Annotated in this window: 21 protein-coding genes and 1 tRNA gene; 13 read left to right on the top strand and 9 right to left on the bottom strand. The window is 53.2% G+C overall.

Annotated elements, in window-relative coordinates:
• Nucleotides 1-3: 3 nt before the first annotated feature.
• Nucleotides 4-2,826 (bottom strand): DUF748 domain-containing protein, encoded by a 2,823-nt coding sequence (locus Dvar_RS24040; RefSeq protein ID WP_419655658.1) that lies wholly within the window; start codon nt 2,824-2,826, stop codon nt 4-6.
• Nucleotides 2,827-2,970: 144 nt separating this feature from the next.
• Between Dvar_RS24040 and Dvar_RS24035 the strand changes: the two genes are divergently transcribed.
• Nucleotides 2,971-3,537: a cysteine hydrolase family protein gene (locus Dvar_RS24035; RefSeq protein ID WP_419655657.1), complete on the top strand. Its 567-nt coding sequence runs from the start codon at nt 2,971-2,973 to the stop codon at nt 3,535-3,537.
• Nucleotides 3,538-3,562: 25 nt separating this feature from the next.
• Here the strand turns inward: Dvar_RS24035 and Dvar_RS24030 are convergent, their stop codons facing one another.
• The gene (locus Dvar_RS24030) at nt 3,563-4,093 is read right to left on the bottom strand and encodes a class I SAM-dependent methyltransferase (protein ID WP_419655656.1); all 531 of its coding nucleotides are present in this window, start codon (nt 4,091-4,093) and stop codon (nt 3,563-3,565) included.
• Nucleotides 4,094-4,222: 129 nt separating this feature from the next.
• Here Dvar_RS24030 and Dvar_RS24025 point away from each other — a divergent pair, with 129 nt between their 5' ends.
• Together Dvar_RS24025 and Dvar_RS24020 are read left to right on the top strand one after the other, a co-directional pair.
• Complete coding sequence (locus Dvar_RS24025) at nt 4,223-4,423, top strand: hypothetical protein (protein ID WP_419655655.1); 201 nt, start codon at nt 4,223-4,225, stop codon at nt 4,421-4,423.
• An 87-nt stretch (nt 4,424-4,510) separates the two neighbouring features.
• Nucleotides 4,511-4,792 (top strand): hypothetical protein, encoded by a 282-nt coding sequence (locus Dvar_RS24020; RefSeq protein ID WP_419655654.1) that lies wholly within the window; start codon nt 4,511-4,513, stop codon nt 4,790-4,792.
• Between the two features lie 299 nt (nt 4,793-5,091).
• On the opposite strand, the gene Dvar_RS24015 is transcribed toward Dvar_RS24020, so the two are convergent.
• From Dvar_RS24015 to Dvar_RS23995, 5 genes are read right to left on the bottom strand one after another with little or no spacing between them, the layout of a single operon-like run.
• Nucleotides 5,092-6,420, bottom strand: coding sequence for a hypothetical protein (locus Dvar_RS24015; protein ID WP_419655653.1), 1,329 nt, complete (start codon nt 6,418-6,420; stop codon nt 5,092-5,094).
• Nucleotides 6,417-7,076 (bottom strand): hypothetical protein, encoded by a 660-nt coding sequence (locus Dvar_RS24010; protein WP_419655652.1) that lies wholly within the window; start codon nt 7,074-7,076, stop codon nt 6,417-6,419. Before Dvar_RS24010 ends, Dvar_RS24015 begins: the two co-directional genes overlap by 4 nt.
• Entirely contained in the window at nt 7,073-7,987 is a 915-nt protein-coding gene (locus Dvar_RS24005; protein ID WP_419655651.1) for a VWA domain-containing protein, read from the bottom strand. The genes Dvar_RS24010 and Dvar_RS24005 overlap by 4 nt, the downstream gene beginning before the upstream one ends.
• Complete coding sequence (locus tag Dvar_RS24000; RefSeq protein WP_419655650.1) at nt 7,977-8,384, bottom strand: vWA domain-containing protein; 408 nt, start codon at nt 8,382-8,384, stop codon at nt 7,977-7,979. Before Dvar_RS24000 ends, Dvar_RS24005 begins: the two co-directional genes overlap by 11 nt.
• On the bottom strand, nt 8,281-8,523 hold the full coding sequence (locus Dvar_RS23995) for a hypothetical protein (protein ID WP_419664153.1): 243 nt from the start codon (nt 8,521-8,523) through the stop codon (nt 8,281-8,283). The genes Dvar_RS24000 and Dvar_RS23995 overlap by 104 nt, the downstream gene beginning before the upstream one ends.
• Here Dvar_RS23995 and Dvar_RS23990 point away from each other — a divergent pair.
• Complete coding sequence (locus tag Dvar_RS23990) at nt 8,419-8,673, top strand: hypothetical protein (RefSeq protein ID WP_419664245.1); 255 nt, start codon at nt 8,419-8,421, stop codon at nt 8,671-8,673. The genes Dvar_RS23995 and Dvar_RS23990 overlap by 105 nt on opposite strands.
• 93 nt (nt 8,674-8,766) lie before the next feature.
• Here the strand turns inward: Dvar_RS23990 and Dvar_RS23985 are convergent, their stop codons facing one another.
• Nucleotides 8,767-10,341: an arylsulfatase gene (locus tag Dvar_RS23985; RefSeq protein ID WP_419655649.1), complete on the bottom strand. Its 1,575-nt coding sequence runs from the start codon at nt 10,339-10,341 to the stop codon at nt 8,767-8,769.
• A 254-nt stretch (nt 10,342-10,595) separates the two neighbouring features.
• A complete protein-coding gene (locus Dvar_RS23980) occupies nt 10,596-12,317 on the bottom strand; it encodes a methyl-accepting chemotaxis protein (RefSeq protein WP_419655648.1) in 1,722 nt (573 codons plus the stop codon).
• 282 nt (nt 12,318-12,599) lie between these two features.
• Here Dvar_RS23980 and Dvar_RS23975 point away from each other — a divergent pair.
• From Dvar_RS23975 to Dvar_RS23935, 9 genes are all read left to right on the top strand, one after another.
• A tRNA-Trp gene (locus tag Dvar_RS23975) sits at nt 12,600-12,676 on the top strand.
• 74 nt (nt 12,677-12,750) lie between these two features.
• Nucleotides 12,751-13,917, top strand: coding sequence for a M20 metallopeptidase family protein (locus Dvar_RS23970; protein WP_419655647.1), 1,167 nt, complete (start codon nt 12,751-12,753; stop codon nt 13,915-13,917).
• Nucleotides 13,918-14,280: 363 nt separating this feature from the next.
• Entirely contained in the window at nt 14,281-14,733 is a 453-nt protein-coding gene (locus Dvar_RS23965) for a response regulator (protein WP_419655646.1), read from the top strand.
• A gap of 231 nt (nt 14,734-14,964) precedes the next feature.
• On the top strand, nt 14,965-15,822 hold the full coding sequence (locus Dvar_RS23960) for a class I SAM-dependent methyltransferase (protein ID WP_419655645.1): 858 nt from the start codon (nt 14,965-14,967) through the stop codon (nt 15,820-15,822).
• Nucleotides 15,823-16,160: 338 nt separating this feature from the next.
• On the top strand, nt 16,161-16,643 hold the full coding sequence (locus tag Dvar_RS23955; protein WP_419655644.1) for a hypothetical protein: 483 nt from the start codon (nt 16,161-16,163) through the stop codon (nt 16,641-16,643).
• A complete protein-coding gene (locus Dvar_RS23950; RefSeq protein WP_419655643.1) occupies nt 16,636-17,259 on the top strand; it encodes a MotA/TolQ/ExbB proton channel family protein in 624 nt (207 codons plus the stop codon). Before Dvar_RS23955 ends, Dvar_RS23950 begins: the two co-directional genes overlap by 8 nt.
• Before the next feature lie 3 nt (nt 17,260-17,262).
• Entirely contained in the window at nt 17,263-17,670 is a 408-nt protein-coding gene (locus Dvar_RS23945) for an ExbD/TolR family protein (RefSeq protein WP_419655642.1), read from the top strand.
• Between the two features lie 5 nt (nt 17,671-17,675).
• Nucleotides 17,676-18,368, top strand: a complete 693-nt coding sequence (locus Dvar_RS23940) for an energy transducer TonB (RefSeq protein ID WP_419655641.1) — start codon at nt 17,676-17,678, stop codon at nt 18,366-18,368.
• A 100-nt stretch (nt 18,369-18,468) separates the two neighbouring features.
• Nucleotides 18,469-20,556: a TonB-dependent receptor plug domain-containing protein gene (locus Dvar_RS23935; protein WP_419655640.1), complete on the top strand. Its 2,088-nt coding sequence runs from the start codon at nt 18,469-18,471 to the stop codon at nt 20,554-20,556.
• Nucleotides 20,557-20,690: the final 134 nt, after the last annotated feature.

Here is a 20,690-nt window from a genome sequence, read left to right as displayed (position 1 = left end):
GTACTATTTAGCGGATAGATTAAATACCACAAATCCATCTTTATCGGGTGGGTTGGATTTGATCTGAACCGGTTCTATGTTGATCCGTGACGAATCCATACCGGCTTTCTCGACCAAATAGGTGTGCACCTTTGCGGCCCGTCTTTGGGCGAGCGCTTCAAGACGCTTGTTGTCGACGGAATCAACGCTGACTGCTTCTATCGGCGTTTTCTCCTTATCCTGCGATTTGCTGCCGGCGGCATTTTTTAGGGGGGACTTTCCCATCACGGCGGCACCGTCCATGATGCGGTCGGCCATGCCCACAATGCCAAGGATCAATGCTTCTTTTTCCTTTAGATAACTTGCCAGCGCATCGAGTTTTCTGGTTTCCGTTTCTCGCAGGGCGGATAATCCAACGTCAAATGCAACTATCTTTAGCTGCTCACCGGTGAATCCGTCGATTTTCTTGATGGCGGCAAAGGGCTGACTGCCAGCCTTTTCAATGGTGCCTGTGAGTGCACTTTTGATGGTCTTTGCATAATCAAACTGAGGATCTTTTACATTTCCAACCACCGGTACCTGCAATGCGATGCGGCCGTTTCGATCCTTTAGAAGGGCTACGCCAAGCTTGATCGGCAGGTTCAGCGCATCTGGACTGTCAACCGCTTTACCCAACGCCAGTTCGTCGATGGTGATGATGTTGTCGCCATCCACCTGATCATCGCTAACCTTGTATTTCAGGTTTGTATGCAGATTCCCATTGTCGATTTTGTAGCCGATATATTTCCCCGAGTAAGGAGAAATGGATGGTAACGCAAAATTTTTTAAAGATAGATTCACTTTGCTGTATTTCAGAGCATTCATGGGATTCATCTGGCCGGAGGCCTCGATCGTGGCCGTCTGGTCGATGTTGCCGGTTATTTTAAAATCGGCCCTTTCCGATGATTTGGACGATAATCCATTGATTGCGCCCTCGGTGATTTCCATGCGCGTGCGAAAAAGGGGGAAGATGGATGCATCCATGAAATTCCCTGTGAAGCGGTCGAGCAAAATTCGATCCACATGGATCGGCATGGGGCCTTTGAACTCCATTATTAAAAAGTTGACGATGCGTTTCAGCAAGTTTTCTTTGTTCGAGTCATTTTGCTTTTCAACCGACGCAAAGGCGTTGATCACATTAATCACTCCGGCTTCGTCGATGGTCACACTGGCATGCGGCCGGTCGATGAGAACCTCTGAAACGCGAAGCCTGTTGGGTAAGAGTTCCAATGCGATTCCGCTGGTTTTTAGCTGCTTGAGGGTCATAAAGTCATCGGTCTGCAGCTGATCCTGGACTTCTATTTCATCGACGCTGAATTCACCATCGACGTTGATCTGCGGCTTGGCATCCTTGCCATGGTATCGGATGCGGCCTGTACCGCTGGCAACGCCGCTGGTGATTCGGGCGTTGACCGCATCGTCGACATAGGGTTGAAACGGTTTTAAAGCAATCTTTTTTGCGACAACCTTCATATCCGCCTGCAATGGGTTAATTCCAGCTGTACCGTCCACGTTGACCTGGCCTTGCTTGTTGATCTGCATACTGACACGGACATTGGCTTGGGCGCCTTTTTGGGTCGAGAGATCTTTAACCAGGGCATGGGTTCCATTGACCGCGATTTTGGCCGGCCGGGTCAGGATTCGATCCTCGAAGGCCAGCTCCCAGTTGGTGGCCTCTATTTTTTCAAGGGTGACCTGCCATGCTGGGGCAGGGGCGTCGTCGGGGGCAGGGGGCTTGGCGTCCTTTATCTCCATCAATTTTTCCAGATCCGTCATTAACATTTTTTGGAGGGCGAAGGTGCCGTCGGACGCTAACCACGATTCGATGCGGGGGGTTGTCGTTTGAACCTTTTCAATGATGACTTCATGCGTTTTTAGATCGCTATGAATCCCTTCGACGGAAAAAACGGGCAAATCAATCAGTACCGTATCACTGCCTTTGTCAGTCAGTTCAAAATTGTTTAGTTGAACGGTGCCGTTTTCCAACCGCGCACTGAGACCGTTATCGTCGATGGCCGCGAAAAAATCTGCGGACATACTGATCGTACCGTTTAAAATCTGAAATGAAACCAGATTTTTAATGTGTTCCCAATGGTGAATGAGCTGCGCTCCTTTTGTAAAGAAGCGACCCTGAAGGTTAAGCGGGTTGAGTTCAAGATTGCCAGAAAGATCGAACTGCCCGCCAATGGGGCCATCACCGGTAAAGCGAAATTGGCCCTGGCGTCCTTCCAGTGTGCTGAGATTTTCCAGCGTGAAGGTTATCGGGGTGATGACATCGTGTACGGGCTCGGAGAATGACAAATCCGTGAAGGTGAACTTGCCATCGATTACCTCGAACCTGGCAATGATGGCACGGGGCAGGCCACGCTCTTTTTCGGATGGGGGGGCGGTTCGGCTGAATCTGGCGATCAGGTCGTCGATGTTCATTTTTCCACCGGGCATCAGCTGCAATACTGCAAATGGCGCGGACAACCGAATTTCCTTGACCGTACCGGCCCATCTGAAAATCGACGATAGCTGAAGATTGACATACAGACTGTCAAATCCAATGAACGGGGTACCATCGGTTTCATGAACAGTCAGATTCGATATCGTGGCGGAAAGTACCAGGGGATTGAGTTTTATCGCACCGATGGTGACCTTGCGACCTGATATGTTGGTCAGCTGTTTCTCCAATTGGGGTTTAAGAAAGGGCGGGACAGCCCAAAAACCGACCATAACATACAGCAGAAACAGGCCGGAAAGGATCAGCGCAATTTTTTTCCATCGGCAAAAATTTACGGTTGGATTTTCAGGATTTTTTGTCATATTGATTGCCTCTTACATTAATTTTGCCAGGTGATGCTGTCAATTGATTCTTTTTGGACAACGGACAACACTCATGTTATATGCAGCCAGAAAAATGAGCATTGATAAAATCCACTTTCGTTGTATGAGGAGAGAGTGACTTTCATGGAAAAAGAAAAACCGGCCCTGCTGATTATAGACATGGTCAATGATTATTTTGATGAGTCGGAGAATATGCCGATCACGGGATTCGGCAAGGCCATCATTCCTTTGCTCAACCAGATGATCCACCACTTTCATGAAAACCAGTGGCCAGTTGTATTTTCAACGGATGCGTTTCAGGTTGATGATTTTTTCTTTAGCGGTAAAATGAAACCCCATGCAATCGCTGGCTCCAAAGGGGCTGAATTGATTGCTGCGCTGGATAAACAAGAGGGCGATTACTGGCTTCCCAAGCCTCGCATGTCAGCTTTTTTCAAAACGGGACTTGAGCAGTGGTTGCGGGAGAGAGGCGTCACGCTCTGTGCTGTGGGCGGACTGGCCACGCCGTTTTGCGTGCTGACAACCGTACTGGATGCCCTCAATCATAATTTCAAAGGTGTGCTACTCGAAGATTGCAGCGCAGCGGCCACTCAAATGGCTCACGAGCAAACCCTTGCCATATATCGCCGGAACGTTATTTATCCGTTGCTTCGCGTGATGACGTCAAAAGAATTGATCGAGACACTGTAAAATTCTGATAAAATGGTCGTGTGGGCTACTGTTTTACCGCTACCAACGAGGCCATTTGGTTGAACTCTTCATGGTCATTGGGCTTCTCTTCGTAGTAGATGATTCGAAGTGTTTGAAAGGCATGCAGCAGTTCATTGTTGCGCAAACCAAAAGGATGCGCGTTCTGACTGATAAAGGACTCAAAAATCAAGACGCCATCCGGTTTGAGGGCGCGCTCGATCATGGGGAACAAGCGTCTGTCCAAGAAATGGACATTGACGATCAAATCATACCGGTTGGGAGAAATTTTCCATGTGTCGAGATCCTGGCAGATCACATGGATACCGGGATGTTTGTCATTCAGATGGCCTGTTGCTACCGTGGATATATCCACCGCTTCCACGGTAAATCCTTTTTCAGCCAAAAAAAAACTGTTGCGTCCATTGCCGCAGGCAATATCCAAGGCGCTGCCGCAGGATGCCAGTTGCCAGTATTGGGTTAGGATTGACGAGGGCGCGAAATCTCCCAGGTCATTTTTGTAGCGGGTGTCCCATTTTTTGCGATCTTGATCTGTCATCAATCAATGCCTGATTTAAACGAAAAACGTATTTTGTCCGGTATCTGTCCAGTGCTGATTCTGGTATCGTTTCGTTGGGTCAATGTCAATTTGTTTTAACTAAACTGGGCGATTCTTTTAGGACTATTGATGAACAATTTTCAGGCGATGGTGAGTGCAATGGTGGTGCTCAATGAAGATGGCATATTGGCACCCGGAAGCTATGCGTATCAGATCGCCAGGAAAATGATCGCCTGCAAAATAGACCGGTTGGGGCCCGAAGCGGCCGTCATGCAGATCATCGGCAATAAGGCCCATTTGCTATCCCAAATTCGAATGGTTTGTTCATAATCTGGATTTTTTAGTGATAGAAATTGCTAATTTTCTATCAAATGATACAATAAGCATTACCAAAAATACATACAAGGGAGGTGCGCAATGCGGCTCAAACAAATGGTTGTACTGGCCATGCTATTACTATTTGTTGGTGGATGTGCCGGTTCTGCGAGTATGATGAACAACCTGAACGTGGGCATGACCAAAGCCGACGTCATCAATGTTTTAGGCGCCCCTGACTATACCAGTGCCAAAAAAGATACCGAAATCCTGTGTTATAAGTTGACCACCGGCGGCCTTTTCAAAGATTCGTATTTTGTTATCATCAAAGAAGGCAGAGTTGATCGGTACGGACGGCAGGGGGATTTTGGAATCTACTATTAGGTCATTGTTTTGAAAAAATGTGATATTTCCGCGGTTTTTTTAGGCTAAAAGCTAAATGCTAATGGCACAGCTTGATTCTTTTTGAAACTGAACACCCGCTTCCAGTCCGTTTTCATATCGACCACGGTCCGGCCGTTATTTTTTATTGTCTAAGAGCCTGTTTGAGAAGTCTGGATCAGGCCCGATAACAAGGCGGAAAGTGGCTCAAAAGCGGAGCATATATGTAATATGTGAGCATTTTGAGGAACTTTCCAACGCCGTTAGCGGGCCTTAGACGGATTTATCAGACAGGCTCTTAATCATTGTGGATTCAACAGCGGTAGATGCGATCCTTTTTCTAAAGATTGACGGCGGTCCAGCCACCGGCGGCGTGCGTGGGTCATACGATTCACCAGATCCCCACCTTGCCATGTGACGGGCGTCCTTAAATCAGCGGCCCTGATCAGGGCATCGGCGGCGTTTTTCCCCTGGTCATTGGAGAAAGATTGCACAAACCGATCCAGGCGCGCAGCCTGCTCGCCATCATGGATGCGGTCCAGCCAGCGCATCAGGGCACCCAGGGCCTCGGCAGGATTACCTTTGCGGGCCGCGTTGACAAAGCAGCCAAAAAACGCTTTCTCAGATTGCTGCCGTTGGCTGCGCCAGGTGCGCCAGCGCCGTTGCAGCGGCTTTCCAAAGAGAATTGCCAGAACCGCTGCAAGCAGAATGATTGCTACCCCATAGATCCACATGCGCGAGCTGGGCGTGACATCACCGATTGCCGTTGATCGGGTCCCCTGGGCGGCTGCCGAGGGGGCAACATTCAGGGTGTGGGACGGCAGCACCGTTTCCTGAAGGGCCTCCCGGCTTAAATCCCACCAGGTGATGGTCACGGCCGGAATTTCCACCTGTCCCGCGCGCTTGAACACGTAGGTCACTGATTCGACACGCCGGGCGGTCAGGTCGCCGCGGTCGTAGCGGTCCACGACTTCAGGCGGTTTGGGGTAGACATCGAAGGCCTCGGCGCTCTCGAACATAAGCGGAGTGAAAGCCATGGCCGATACGTTGTCGGCGCTGAAGGTGATGCGGCGCTCGAGCGTGCCTCCCACCGACAAGTCGCTGGTGTCGGGCTGCCACGTCTGATCGGCCGAGAGCCGCTGTGTGCTGATCAGCCCGCGGATCTTTTCCGCGCCAGTGGGCGTGCGGGCGGTGAAGGTGAGGGCCGGTGCGGTTTTTTGCACCGCTTGTTCTTGGGTATTGCCGCCCCATTGGCTGATCTCGATGTCCACCGTTGTTGCCGGTACGCTAATCTCGCCTCCCCGCTGGGGAAAAAGCAGCAGTTCATAGCGCTGCCCCGTGTAGGCGGCGCCATCGATCGTCTCATTGAGGCGCTCCCCCTGGGTCTCCATGCGCACAACGATGGCGCCAGACACATGAAAATCGGGCATGTGCTGGACCTTGGCCCAGCCGTCTTTAACCAGTGTATCGAGTTGGAAGATCACCCGTTGTCCCACCCAGATGCCGCTTTCCGGTTGGATGGCGGACCGCACCACGACCGATGTTGTATCGGCCGCGGAAACTATCGTGGCGGACAGAACCAGCGCGACATGCACAAGCAGCAGCCAATGAAGACGTGCGTGTAGGGTCACGGGTTTCCTTTCTGCTTCTGCCGGCTTTGCTGATAGGCGAATTTTGCCTTGATAAAATCGGCTGGCCGGGTCTGCACGCGGCGCAGCCAGAGGGTGCGCATTTCGGCATCGCTGAAACTGCCCTCGGTCTGGGCGGTTTCCGCCTCGCCGGGGCGCGGGGTCGATTTGCCTTCTGAAATCTGAATGTCGTCCGCCCCCAGCTTCCCCCCGGTGCCTTCGCCCCCATGGCGCTTTAGCTTTTCAGCCAGCCCGCGGGCAATATCCAGATTGACCCGGGCATCCGCCCAGTCCGGCTTGAGCGTCAGGGCTCGTTCGTAGCGGGCAATGGCATCGGTGTAGAGTCCTTGCATGGCCAGCGCGTTGCCGTGGTTGTAAGCGGCTTGGGCCGTGTCGAACCCCATCAAAATGCCCGCCGCCTTCTTGAAATCGCCGGCCTGGTAAAGGGCCGTGGCCTGCCACAGCGGGTCCTGAAAGCGCTCGGCCGCCCCTTTGTAATCTTTCTTCTGGAACCGGACTCGGCCCTGCTGATCGGATGTGAGCAGTAGGGCTGACCAGCCACCCGTGCGCACCACCCATCCGCCATAGACCAAAAGAAGCAGGGCCCCAAGGGCCAGGGTGAGCCAACCGATTCGTTCATATCGGCGCAACCTGTTCATCGGTCCGTCCTTACCGTCCAGCCCCGCCGCGCCCACAACAGGGACATCAGGAAAATGACGGGCAATAGGACGTATCCAGAATCTTTCCAATGCTCACCATACCGGGCCGATGTCACCTGAACCGGCCGACTGGCGGCCCGCCGGACAAGATCGTCCACGTCCGCGCTGTCCACCGACAGATCAACGACCGAGGCGTCCAGGCGTTTTGCGGCGGCAGTCATCCCCGAATCCGTGGCTGTGCCTAAGGCCTTGACCGCCAGGAACTGGACCCCGCCTTTTAGGGGCATACCCTTTGCCTGGGAGGGCGCGACCGTGTCGGCCATGACCACGATGGTGCCTTCTGTGCCGGAATTCTGGATAGATGCCGCGGCCATCTTAAGGGCCGCTGCCAGGGCATCCCCCTCCACGGGCATGGTGTCCGTGGCCAGTCCCTGGGCCATGGCATCGATGATATCCCCATCACGGGTCAGCGGCATCACCAGATGAGCGCTGCCGGCGTAGGCGATCAATCCGGTGGCCGCGCCCTGGCGCCGATTGATCAGATCGTGCAGCTTGTGCTTGGCCCGTGCCAGGCGCGATGGCGGCACGTCCTCGGCCATCATGGACGGGGTTACTTTGAGGACCACCATCATGCCGGCTCGGTCCGCTGCAAAAGGGGAGGGCATCTTTTTCCAGCTAGGACCGGAAAGGGCGATGATCATGAGCAGCCAGACGGCAAGCAAAAGGTGGATTGGCCACGGGTGGGCATGCTGGTGGCGGCCCACCAGCAGATGATCCAACAGGTGCGGCGCGATGAGCGATTGCCAGGCACTGTGCGCATCATGCCGCCGGAACAGCGTCCACCAGATCAGGACGGCTGGAATCAAGCACAGCAGCCAGTAGGGCCTTAAAAAATGAAAGTTATGGATCATGTGGTATGGCTCCCGGTTTGAAACACCGGATCTGGTATTTCAGGACGCTTTCGCGGTTGGCAGTAAATCCCCTGAATCCTGTCCAAACGATCACCAGGTGATAGACCAGACTAATTATAAGCGCGCCTGCCAGTGGCCAGTGAAAAAGATCCACCCGCGGCCGGTGGCTGATGGTCTCTATTTTGCCTGTTTCCAGACGATCGAGCGTATCGTAGATGTCTTCGAGCTGCTGCCGGTCGCCGGCAAAGAAGTATTTGCCGCTGGTTGCGGCGGCCATTTCCTTAAGTGTCGCTTCATCCAACTTTTCCTCGCCGGCGCTGGATGGGTTGCCCACGGCCACGGTGTGCAGGACGATGCCCTGGTCCGCGGCGATCCGTGCGGCGTTGGCGGGCGGCACCCGGCTGCCGGTGTCGTTGCCGTCGGTGAGTGCAATGATGACCCGCTGTTTCACTTTGCTGCGCTCGAAAGATATCCGAAGGCAGCAGGTCCGGCGTGAACTGGATGAGGCTGAAGTCGGCCGCCAGGTGCCCGGACAGGGTCTTGATGCTGCGGGTTTTGGCCAGTCCGGGCAGCCCTTCCATGAGCAGGTTGCCGTTGCACAAAAGCCCGATCAGCAGGCGCTCGACAATGGCCTGCTGGCCGATAACGGACGCTTCGATCCGCACCTTGAGATCGTTGAGCTGTGAGAGGGTGTTCATGCGTCTGCCTTGCGTTTTTTAAGTTATATCGCCGCCCGGAACGATTCCTGGTCGATCCGGGCGGCGGTGGAAAACGGCGTTTTAATGGGGCCCGCTGGATGAGGTCAACTGTTCCATGACCTTGTCCAGGCTGAAGCTGGCCGGCTTCTGACGCGGCGGATATTCCTTAAAGGTGTTGATAAATTTGCCCACATAGGCCTGGGCCGGTACCAGCAGATAAGCACGGTCGAGCAGCCAGTCGAAATAGGTGTTGGAGGTGATGGAGGCCCGCTCGTAGGGGTCGCGGCGCAGGTTGAAGATCAGCGGCACGCGCAGCGGAACAAAGGGCTCCATCCAGACCCGGAAGGTGCCCGCATATTTCTGTTCCATGAAGATCAGCTTCCAGTCCTGGTAGCGCAGGGCCGTCAGGTCGCCGTCGTCGGAGAAATAGAAGATCTCCTTGCGCGGGCAGGGGGTGTCCGCCGGATCCTTGAGGTGGTCGGTCAGGTCGTAGCCGTCCAGATGAATCTTGTATTTGCGCTTGAGCGCTTTGGAGGTGTAGCCGTCCAGAAGATCTTCTTTAATGTCCGTTTTGCCGGCAGCGGCGAGAAACGTGGGCAGCCAGTCCATATGGTGGACAATCGCGTTGCTGACCGAGCCGGCCTTGACCACGCCGGGCCAGCGTACGGCGCAGGGCACTCGCCAGCCGCCCTCCCAGTTGGTGTTCTTCTCGCCGCGGAAAGGCGTCGATGCCGCATCCGGCCAGGTGTTGTAGTGCGGGCCGTTGTCGGTGCTGTAATGGACGATGGTGTTGTCGGCAATGTTCAGCCGGTCCAGAACTTCCAGGAACTGGCCGATGTGCATGTCGTGTTCGATCATGCCAGCGGTATACTCGTCGGCGTGGGGGTATTTTTTCTTGATTTCGGCTATCTTTTTCGCGCTCACATGGGTTCTGAAATGCATGCGCGTGCCGCTCCACCAGACGAACCAGGGTTTGCCCGCCTTGGTCTGACGCTCGATGAAGTCGATGGCCGCCGCCACGGTCTCGTCATCCACGGTCTCCATGCGTTTTTTGGTCAGGGGACCGGTGTCTTCGATTTTGCCGTCGGCGCTGGACTTGATCACCCCGCGCGGGCCGAACTTTTTACGAAACTCGGGATCTTTGGGGTAGTCTTCGTTTTCGGGCTCCTCTTCCGCGTTCAGATGGTAGAGGTTGCCGAAGAACTCGTCGAAACCGTGGTTGGTGGGCAGGTGCTCGTCACGGTCGCCCAGATGATTCTTGCCGAACTGACCCGTGGCATATCCCTGGTCCTTGAGCAGTCCGGCGATGGTCGGATCGGCCTCGTTCATGCCCTCCTTGGCCCCGGGCAGGCCGACCTTGGACAGCCCGGTGCGGAACACGCTCTGGCCCATGATAAAGGATGAGCGGCCGGCGGTGCAGGACTGTTCACCGTAGTAGTCGGTGAAGAGGATGCCCTCGCTGGCGATCCGGTCGATGTTGGGGGTCCGGTACCCCATCATCCCCTTGGTGTAGGCGCTGATGTTGGACTGGCCGACGTCATCGCCCCAGATGACCAGGATGTTGGGCTTTTGCGCTGCATCGACTGGCGATGAGATGGCAATGGTTGGCATCGCCGCTAACATGACCATAATAAAACAGAAACGCTTCCTTTTCATCACAACCTCCTTGATTCAATTAATAATCGTCGATCGTTGGTGGAACCGATGAAAACTGCGTGAGTATCGCGTCAAAAGTGGAAATAAGTGGAATAGAAGATTAATGCTGTGTCGAACAGACGGTTAGAGATAGATAAAAAAAATAATAACGGTGAGAAAGGAATGCGTCAATGGTTATCATTGAGCTGGAGCCATGGGATGAAACACGGCGGGAAACGCTATGAGCATGTTCCCGCCGTGTTGGAAAGATAAATCTATGCCTTGAAACTGCCCACGATGGTGCTCAGTTCCGTGGCCATGCGCTTGAGGTCTTCGGCACTCTCCTTGACCTGATCACTGCTGCTGGCCATCTCTGCGGAACTCTGGTTGACCATGGCGATATCCTGGGTGATCTGGGCTGCCACTGCAGAGCTCTGGTTGACGTTTTCGTTGACCTCCTGGATGCCCTGGGAGGCCTGACCGATGTTGGTGGCGATCTCCCGGGTGGCCGCGGATTGCTCTTCCACGGCCGTGGCCATGGTCCCCACGATCTCGTTGATGCTGTTGATGACTGTTGAGATCTCCTCGATACCCTTGACGGTGACGTCGGTGCTGCCCTGGATGTGGGCGATTTTTTCCTTGATTTCCAGGGTGGCGGTCGAGGTCTGCTTGGCCAGTTCCTTGATCTCGTTGGCCACAACGGCAAAGCCCTTGCCCGCCTCACCGGCCCTAGCTGCTTCGATCGTGGCGTTAAGGGCCAACAGGTTGACCTGCTCGGAGATTTCGGTGATGGTCTCGACGACCTTGCCGATGCCCTGGGCAGCCTGACCCAACTCATCCATCTGCCCGGATGCGTTGCCGGCCTTATGTACAGCCTGATCGGCGATACCCCTGGCTTTTTCGGCGTTCTGGGCGATTTCGTTGATCGTGGCGGTCATCTCTTCGGCGGCTGTTGCCACCATGGAGGTATTGGTGGACGACTCTTCCATGGCCGCGGCCACGTTGTTGAGGTTGGCGCTCATCTCCTCGGCCGCCGCGGCCACGTTGTCAGCCCGGCTGGAGGTGTTGCCGGCGCTGCCCGACATCATATCGGCGATTTCGGCCAGATCCGTCGAGGACCGGTCGACATGTTTCGAATTGGCTGCGATTTTTTTGATCATCGCCTGCAGTTTTTCCAGAAAGGTGTTGAACCAGCCGGCCAGTTCGGCGATTTCATCATTGGATTGAATCTGGATGCGTTTGGTCAGGTCCCCTTCACCTTCAGCGATGTCCTGGAAGCTGGCGACCATTTCCTTGAGCGCACGGATGATACCGAAGGCGATAACGAGGCACAGGGCGATGATCGCAGCAAAGATGATACCGGAAACGATGAGCATGGATGTGGTGCGCTTGGAAACCATGTTGCCGATTTCATCGGTCATGTGCTGCTGGTAAGCAGTGATGTTGTCCAGATAGACACCGGTGCCGATCCACATGTCGGTACCCGGAATCATTTCTGCATAGCCTAACTTGGGTTGGTCTCCGGCTCCCGGTTTTGGGAAGGTCCACTGGTAAAATCCACCACCGGCATTGGCCAGCTTATTGAGTTCACGAATGAAATAATTGCCGTTTTTATCTTTCGCATCCGCAAGGTCTTTCCCTTCAAGAGATTTCTTCGGCGGCAGTGCGACTACAGTGGTGCCACGATATACAAAATAATAACCTGATTTATCTGTCTCGAACCGAATATCATCGATCAGCCGCTTAATCGTTGCAATTTTTTCCGATTGATTGCTGATGCCTTCGATGGCGTGACCAACTGTTACTGCGACGGTATGGCTGGCATCTTTAACCTTGGCCTTTTGATCTTCCAGCATTACCTCGCGGGTTTTTTGGATGGAAAGTGTTTTTACCCCATTGGTGTTGCGTACCGCAAAAACAACCAGGGTGACGAACAGCAACAGAATGGCGATATTGATAATGTACATACGACCTTTTACGCTCAACCGTTTCAGCACAGTAGTCCTCCTGAAAAAGTGGTCAATGCCGGCAGTGATCGCACAGCAGAAAACAGATGTAGTACTAATATTGTCAATGAACTGAAAAACTTGAGTCTGTGGATCCCATGGGCGAGACCGCACTGCGACTGGCCGGGCAGTGTAGCAGGCAGATTTTTTTTATTTTTCAGCAGACATTTTCATTTAAATGTTGTATAAAAATTTTTTCCAAACTGGACAGGCTTGGCTTTTCATCTGGAACAGTCGCTGCCCGGTCAGTTTGCCATAACCAAAACGTTTTGCAGGCCAGTAGCTCGAATTGGTAGAGCACCGGACTCCAAATCCGGGTGTTGGGGGTTCGAGCCCCTCCTGGCCTGCCAATTATTTAAAAGGGGGATTTCACCGAATCGGGAAATCCCCCTTTTTTTTCCGTAAAGATCAAATAAGGAGAGCCATGGATGTGAATTCAATGGTTGCCGGGTACCATGACCTGTTGGTGCAAATCAGACGGGATCTGCACCGTATTCCCGAGGTGGGCTATACGGAGGAGAAAACCTCGGCTTACGTGGCGGCATATCTTGAAAAGGAAGGGCTTTTGGTGACTACCGGCATTGCCCGATACGGTGTTGTGGGGCTGCTAAAAAGTGGGCGGCCGGGGCCGACACTGCTGATCCGTGCCGATATGGACGCCCTGCCCATCCAGGAGGAGACGGGCCACGATTTCGCTTCGACCCATTCCGGCGTGATGCATGCCTGTGGGCATGACGCTCATATGGCCATGGCATTGGTCACCGCCACGGTAATGAACAAAATAAAGGACCGGTTTTGCGGTAACATCAAGTTCGTGTTTCAGCCGGCGGAAGAGGGGCCGGGCGGCGCCGCGCCCATGATTCAAGCCGGTGTGCTGGAAAACCCGGGCGTAGATTACGCACTGGCCTGCCATATCTGGCCCACCATCCCCGAAGGGTCCATTGGCGTACGTTCCGGTGCGATGATGGCAGCCATGTTTCGCTTTGACATTACTATCAAAGGCAAAGGCGGGCACGGTGCTATGCCTCACCAGTGTGTGGATGCCCTCGAGGTGGGGTGTCAGGTGGTGGGGGCGTTGCAACGCATCGTCAGCCGCCACATGGATCCGTTGAACCCGAGCGTGGTGACCGTCGGCCAGTTCCGGGCCGGCAGGGCGTTTAACGTCATTCCTGAAACGGCTACGCTGTCTGGTACGGCGCGTACATTTGATCGTACAGTGTGGAAAAGCTGGCCCAATCGGATCGAGACCGTGGTCAAGGGGGTGTGTGAATCCATGGGGGCAGGGTACGATATTACTTTTGAACAGGGATATCCGCCCACGATCAACGACGGTAACATGAGCAAGATCGTGGCCAAGGCGGCGGCTAACCTTGTGGGACCCGATCGGGTTCTGGAACCACCGCCGTCCATGGGCGGCGAAGACATGGCTTTCTTTTTGGAAAAGGTGCCCGGCTGCTTTTTTTGCGTAGGCGCGGGCAACAGCGCTTTTGCCGGCATTCACAATCCGCGATTCGATTTCAATGAACAGGTGATGAAAAATGGTGTTGCGACCTTCTGCCAGGCGGCCCTTGATTTGTTGACGCAGGCATAAAAGACAACGGGCGGATAATTATTTTTTTTTGTAAACTTATGAAAAAAAAATATGAGAACATTTTTTTAATAATCTTCAGGTGATTTGCCTTTAATCGGGGTGGCAGGTTATCCAATGAATTAGACTTTTGATTGACAATTTCTCTCTCCCCGCATACAAAATAGGTGCTGCGTTTTACACAATTTTTTTCTGATCATCAATGCGATGGACAATTTATCGGATTGCTGTCAACGGTTAATTCATGCGGCTTTGAATAATAAAGCCACATTTTTATATAAGGAGAGAATTAATTAATGTGAGACAATCAATGTGAGACATTTGAATTGATTGTCATTTCACGAAAGTATCCATCGGTAGATCTAATTGAGAGATGACGAATACGATCTTAATTGGAACCTGAGCGGATTAAAAGAAAAGTATAAGCAAATGAGCGATGAAAAGATAATGATTGTTGATGATCAACGCGTACATCTTCGATTGATGAAAGAAATGGTAGAAATGTGTGGGAAACGAGCAGTTACCGTTGATAGTGCTGAGGAAGCGGAACTGATTCTGGAGTGGTATTCCGACATTCAGGCCTTGATAACCGATTTGAAGATGCCATGGTTGGACGGCGTTGTTTTTTGTAAAAATACAAAAAGAAAATATCCAGGTATAAAGGTTTATGCCCTGTCGGGTAACCTGCAGGCATATGATCAGGACGTATTGGATGAAGCAGGTTTTGACGGAATTTATCAAAAGCCGGTTCGGTTTGAGATCATCAAGTCGATACTGGGTTCCATCCAAAGCACCGGTGAAGCGCCCGAGGATGCATGACAATCTCTGCCATCCACTGGACTGAAACCATCGTCCCGTGGATAAAAAAAGGTGGGTGATCCATTGACATACGCTACAGGCGTATAAGTCATTCCTTTTGCCATCAGTATCCAATCCTTGAAGATTGGCCTTGATCGATTTGCGAACATGACAGGTCTGTGTGTTCGTTCCTGCCACTATCTGCGCCGGTTCATTTCTAAAATAACGCTAAAAGATTAACAGGAGATCATTTTGGAAAAAGTAACCGATTGGTTTGTGTTGTGGACACAACTGGTACAGGCCCATGACCGGTATTGGGACATTAAGAAAAAACAGAAAAAAAAGAATGTAGACGCCTGGAAAGATCGGGCCCGTCACTTCGACAAAATGGTACAAAAGCGATGGTCCAAACCAGACACATCACGCCAATTGCTCCAATCGATGCTGGTGGCAAACCCCGGGGCAACAGTGCTTGATATCGGCGCCGGTACCGGGGCCTGGGCCGTTTTCATGGCCCGGCACGCCTTGCACGTGACCGCCATCGAACCATCAGACAGCATGTGTAATGTCATGCGGGAGCGGATTGCCGCGGAAAACATCACCAACGTGAGCATCATTCAGGACAAGTGGCCGGACGTGGATGTGGACGTGCACGACTTTTCGTTCGCCTCCCATTCCATGTATGGGGTGGCCGATTTCAGGGCCTTTGTGGAAAAGATGAATCAGGTGACCCGCAAACGATGTTTGTTGCTGATGCGGGTGCTGTTGGCCGACGCGCCCATGGCCAGGGCCGCCATGCGCGTGTGGGGGCAGCCCTATGACAGCCCCAATTTTCAAGTGGCCCATAACGCCCTGATGCAAATGGACATCTATCCGGATGTGGTCATGGAAACCGAAAAAGGCTGGGACCCCTGGACCCATGAAACCCTGGATATGGCCCTGAGCGAAGTTAAAAATCGGTTGAACCTTGAAAACGACAGCACCCATGATCGGTTTTTGCGATCCCTGCTCGAAAACAGTCTGATTGAAAAAGAAGGGTGTTATAGCTGGCCCGTGGGAAATCGTTCGGGGATTCTTCATTGGCTGCCGGTGGGTCGACAGGAGACCTGAAAGCGACCAATCCCGCCTTTTAACAGTCAACTCTTTATGCGCTGATTGTCCCGGATCATTTTACCTCAGTTTGAATTTCGCAGAGACAGATCCCACATACCGTCAATTGCATCTTTATTATGAGTATTTGCCGATAACTATATTTTGGGCGGTAATTATTGGTAAGTAATAGGTATTATCAATCCATATCAACAAATACCATTGACAAACCCATCGGCTAAAAAATACAAGAATTCCCGACCTGTTAATTCGATTACCGTTGTGCTGAAGCCAACACCCATTGCCAAGAAGGCATGCAGGTCATGCTTAGACGCTAGCTCCTAGCCCGGTTCCAAGTTATGCGAAATAGACGTTCCACCTATCATCTGATGGCGATCTTCCTTTTTTGGGTTGGCACCTTTTTTATTCCCCCCCTTCCAGTCGCCGCCCAAGCCAAACCAGTGGAACGCGATACCTTCAAAGACGGCAAGATCGATCAGATCGCCTATGTAGACAAGCGTGGCAACCCCATCCGCCTGACCATCGACAGCAACGCCGACGGGATTTTCGACAAGACCCAGTTTTACCAGGACGGTAAATTCGATACCCGTTATGAATTCGTGGACGGCCACGTGGCCCGTTCCACCCGCGACACGGACGCTGACGAAAAGGTCAACGTCTGGCAGACCTACCGCAATGATCTTCCCGTGGAGCAAAAGACGGACGGTGATGGTGACGGCCGTAACGAGCGGGTGGTGCTGTTCGATGAAAAAGGCCAGCCTCACCTGAGCCGGATTATACCGACTAAGTACCTACTAAAAGAGGAGTCAACGCGTGTTTGATTTTCTTGCCAAAGGCGGCGTTCTGGTCGGGCCGATTCTGCTTTGTTCAGTGATTGCCCTGGCCCTTTTTCTGGAACGACTGATCCGGCTCGGCCGGATCAAAATAAGAGGCAACGGTTTGGTTGCCAGCGTTTCCACGCATGTGAAAAACGGAGAGGATCGACAGGCTTTTGATGTGGCCAGCCATGATCCATCACCCATGGGGCGTATTCTTACCCAGGCCATGGAGGTCAAGGACCAGGACCGCGAGACCCTGGAAGCGGTGCTCGTGCACGCCACCGAGTCCGAAACCCGTGAGCTGTCCCGGTATCTGCAGGCCCTGGCCACCATTGGCAATATCACGCCGCTGCTTGGACTGCTGGGTACCGTGCTGGGGATGATCAAGGCCTTCATGGTCATTCAGCAGATGGGCGGCAAGGTCAACGCGGCGGTGCTGGCCGGCGGCATCTGGGAAGCCATGCTGACCACCGCCTTGGGATTGGCCGTGGCGCTGCCCACCATGGTGGCGCACAGCTACCTGTCCGCCCGGGTGGATCGCTATGAAGCCCAGCTTCAGGATGGAACCGTGGCCTTTCTTAAATCCGTGTCCGGTCGGGATCACGCAGGCAGGAGGTAAGCCATGCCCATGTATGGCAAGCGAAAAAAGCGCTACAGCGTGCAGATGCCCATCACATCACTCATCGACATTGTGTTCATGCTGCTGATTTATTTTCTGCTGACCACCAACTTTATGGTCGATGAAGGCATCAAGATCAAACTGCCCCAGGCCAAGGCGGCGGCGCCCCAGACCGAGGAGACGATCACGGTTTTCGTGGATGCCCAGGGACGCGCGTTTTTAGGCGAGGAAGAAGTCGCTCTGGATCGACTCTTCAATCGTCTCAAGGCCAGAATCGGATCCAAAACAGACGAACTGGTCGTGGTGCGTGCTGATCGGACGGTGATTCTCAACAAGGCCGTCAAGGTGATGGATATCGCCAAGGCTGCCGGTGCCGGGCGGCTGTGCCTGGCTACGGAAAAGGACTTGTAGCCGCCATGCATCGAACGCCGGGCCCCAACTGGCTGCTCAGAGGCCTGATCATCATCTCCGTGGGTGTTCATATCCTGCTGCTGTTGCACCTTTCCGGCGTTTATCGGTCCCGCACGCTAGCCTATATTGAAATGTCCTTGCTAAATACCGACCCATCCCCGGTAAGGGATATCCCCCGGCCGCGCCCACGACCCAAGGCACCTGATCCAGACGAACCGGTAAAAAAGATCAACGTCGTGCCGCGTCCCATGCCGCGATTCAAGCCTTTGGCCATGGCGTCCATGGAAAAGGATCTGCCCGATACGATTGTGGAAGGCCTCAGCGAGCCTGACATTCCCCAGGCGCCGGGCGTGGATGCGGCGGATTGGCTGCCCGGTCCCCAGGCCCAGGAAGCGGTCGGTGAGTTCATGACCGCCGCCAGCTATCTGGACATGGTGAAATTGAAGATCGAAAGCCGCAAGCGTTATCCGCATTCGGCCAAGGCCAGGCGTATCGAGGGCCGGGTGAAAGTCAGTTTTATCTTGGCTTCCGATGGCAGTGTGCGGGACGTTACCATTTCCAAGGGCGCTCACGACAATGAATTGAATATGGCGGCCCTGAATGCAGTGCGCGATGCAGCGCCTTTTCCCCGGCCGCCGTCAAACCTGTTCAAGGGCGATTTATCCCTGGATCTGATTATCGTTTTCGAATTGACCTGAAAACAAATGTGACCACAAGCAAAATCAGGCGTTTTGTAAAGCCTTTAATATAAATGAGGAAGAGCATCGTAATTGAATTACACAAGGAGGAAGAGAAAAAATGAAATCGAAACTTGGAGTTACATGCAGGTTTGGTTTTGCGTTGGCGTTGTTAATGGCATTGTCACCGCTGACACCACAGGTGTATGCCGAGGATGACAAAGGGTACGAGGAGTATTCACTGGGCGAGATCGTGGTCAGCGGAAAAGGTGCCTCGGTTCGCGATATCGCCATCAGCGACGAGGTGACCGTCGAGGATTTCGAGGCCGTGAATGCGGAAAGCGTTGCCGATGCCCTTACCTATGTGCCGGGCGTGCAGGTCACCTATGGCCGTAAAGCGTTCCCGAGTATCAGTCTGCATGGATTCGACCAGAACCGTATTTTGACCCTGATCGACGGTGTGCCGTACTACGAGACCAAATACGGTGGCATGGACCTCAATCAGATCGGGCTGGAGAGCGTGGCGCGGATTGATGTGGTCAAGGGTGCCCCGTCGGTACTTTACGGTGCCAATGCCCTGGGCGGCGTGGTCAACATCATCACCAAAAAGCCCACCGAGACGCCTTATCTTTCGGCCACGGGAGAATACGGTATTGCCGGTATGGACGATGCCTACAAGGCGTCCCTGGCCCATGGCATGAAGGTAGGCAATTTCAACTATTGGCTCAGTTACGCCCACCGGGAATGGGATTCATGGGATCTGTCCGATGATTTTGAGCCCAGGGTCGGAGAAATCGTCCGTCGTCCCGGTGGTACCGAAGAAACGATCATCGAAGACGGCGACGAGCGCCTCAATTCTGATTACAAAACCGATAATTTCTGGGCCAAGGTCGGTGTCGAGCCGTCCGAAGATACGGAAGTTTATCTGAACTTCCACTACATCACCACCGAAAAAGGCGACCCCGCGAACCTGGACAGCATTCGCGTGTTTTCCGACTTTTCGCATTTTGACCGGATAACCGCTTATGATGACTGGGGCCTGGATCTGAGCGCCGACCATGCGTTTACCGATCGTTTCAACCTGCAGGCCAAGCTGTTCTATCATGATCACAATGACGATTACGCTTCTTATTCCGATCAGACCTATACAGAACAAATTGCTCTGAGTACTTACAAAGACTATATCCTTGGTGGAATGCTGCTCGGTGAATACCAGATGGTGGATTGGAATACCCTGCGGGCCGCGTTGCACTACAAGAAGGATTCGCACGAGCAGCGCGATATCGAAGATCTGCCGTTTGCCGAAAGCCAGGCCTACACGGGATCGGCAAGCCTTGAAAATGAAACGCGGCTGGTCGATGACAAGTTGTCCCTGGTTGCCGGCATCAGCTATGATTGGTTCGATATCTCAAAGGCCGAAGATGATCCTGAGACCGATGGCAATATCATCGAAAACGACACCCCGGATATGACGGATGCATTCAATCCCATGATCGGTGCAACCTACCAGCTTGTGGACAGCGTCCAATTGTTCGCCTCGGTGGCCAAGAAAACCCGTTTCCCCACCTTGAGCCAGATCTACAGTGGCGACGAACCCAACCTTGAGCTCGACCCTGAAACCGCCATCAACTACACCGCCGGCGTTGCATATGCCTACGAGAGCCTGTTCAAACTGCAAGTGGCGCCGTTTTTCCATGATATTTCAGACTACATTACCCGGGACGTACCGCCCACGGAAAACCCTTATTCTCAGTACAAGAACTACGACGAAGTAGAGATGTTGGGATTTGAGGTCAGCGCCGAGGTCAGGCCGTTTACGGACCTTTCCTTCAAAATCGGTTACATGAACAACAACGCCACCAACAAAAGCGACGGACGGGTGACCGATGAAGTGGCCAAGGTGCCGGAACACACCCTTAATGTCGGTATCCAATATACCCTACCCGTGATCCGCACCCGGTTGAATGTGAATATGCTGTATGTGGGTGAGTCCTACTATCAGCTGCCCAATCCCGATGATCCGGATCTCGAGACCATCGAAAATGATGATTACACGTTGTTCAACGCCAAGATCACCCAGCCCTTCCTGTCCGATCGTCTGGAGACCTTTGTTGCCGTGGACAACATTTTTGACGAAGACTACGAACCGACAAGCGGTTATCCCGCACCGGGAATGCGTGCCTGGCTCGGGCTGACATTTAGGATGTAATTTCGCTTTGACGATCGGTCCGGCCGATTCATATGGCGTGATTCCATTGGCAAATCAACTGTCTCCCGCTTTTGGCGGGGGACAGTTTGTGTTTGCATCGACCATGGGTCGTGTTATTTCGTCAAGAAACAACC

It is taken from the genome of Desulfosarcina variabilis str. Montpellier (assembly GCF_048565275.1).
GTDB lineage: Bacteria > Desulfobacterota > Desulfobacteria > Desulfobacterales > Desulfosarcinaceae > Desulfosarcina > Desulfosarcina variabilis.
This window is presented reverse-complemented; position numbering and strand designations above follow the sequence as displayed.